1 protein-coding gene is annotated in these 1,118 nt (G+C 56.9%); it reads right to left on the bottom strand.

Annotation, left to right across the window (positions count from 1 at the left end):
- Positions 1-238 precede the first annotated feature (238 nt).
- A complete protein-coding gene (locus J2Z79_RS18145) occupies positions 239-748 on the bottom strand; it encodes a hypothetical protein (protein ID WP_209468312.1) in 510 nt (169 codons plus the stop codon).
- Between the last annotated feature and the right edge of the window lie 370 nt (positions 749-1,118).

Here is a 1,118-nt window from a genome sequence, read left to right as displayed (position 1 = left end):
GAGCTTCTTAGGCACGTGCATGTCAGCGCCGCAGGGATTATCGTCGGTTGATCCTACGACGCCTTGTCACCGTTGCCTGCACCAAACTTGGCGAAGACCCAAATCCACGTTGCCGTTGACACGGTAGGTGGGAGCACCGTTGGCGTCTAGGCTATTTGCACACAAGCGACGAGGTAGGGGGCCTAGCTCCCTACCTCGTCGACTCTACACTCCCTCAGGGGGCTTTCTGATCAGTCTCTCACCCGTTTGGTTCGCGAACTGCAATCTCCGACGGCGGGATCTCAAGGAACCGCTCGGCGCCGTCCCAGACGATGCGTAGCCGGATTGGGTTCAAGATGGCAGCCTTCACTTCGCCTAGCTGCTCCCAGTCGAATGCAGCTACAGTATGTGTGAACCGCCACTCGGGTCGTTCCGGAGTCACATCAAAGCGGCGGCCACTGGGAGGAAGGACCAAAGTCTCCTCCGGAATGAGCAACACTTCGACCATCTGTTCGGGATAGAAAATGGCGACCCTCACGTTGTGGAGATCTTCATCTACTAAGGATACGAACCTGAAGGTCATGCTTCCCTGCCAACTATTGGGCAGTTCAGGATGAGGCTGCAGGACCAGTTCCGCATCTATGTTGAAGTCGGTCGCCTCCGTAATCGGTGTAAATGTGACCGCGTCCGGAAGTTGCGTTAGGTTGGCCCGAGCGCTGCAGCCCACCAAGAGAGCAGATACCACCAACAACAGAATCGTTCGCCTCATGCTGGACATCAACCACCCTGCCCATCTTCGTAGGAACTCTATCGTCAGGTTAGTATACCATTTTCGCTCATTTCCGCAACCCGGTATCGATGGCGTACTCGCTCTCACGCCGTAGAGGGACTTGACCGCGGCCGACATGGTTCAGGCCCACCCGGACTTCAGTGGGAGTTGCACGGTCCCCGTCCGCGAGGCGGAGGAACACTTCGCCAGGCTCCCGTTGTATGGTTCCACGTACTGCGTCGTCCGGTTGCAGTCCTCGATGCCACTGGCGATCTCCTAGGAGCCTGTCTGAGTAAGCCAGTTCTGTAGGAGCAAAAGGGTTCGGTGTCCAATGTCTTCAGCATGAGCAAGAAGACGTATCGACCGTATG

Origin of the sequence: Symbiobacterium terraclitae (assembly GCF_017874315.1) — a bacterium.
Taxonomy (GTDB): domain Bacteria; phylum Bacillota; class Sulfobacillia; order Symbiobacteriales; family Symbiobacteriaceae; genus Symbiobacterium; species Symbiobacterium terraclitae.
This window is presented reverse-complemented; position numbering and strand designations above follow the sequence as displayed.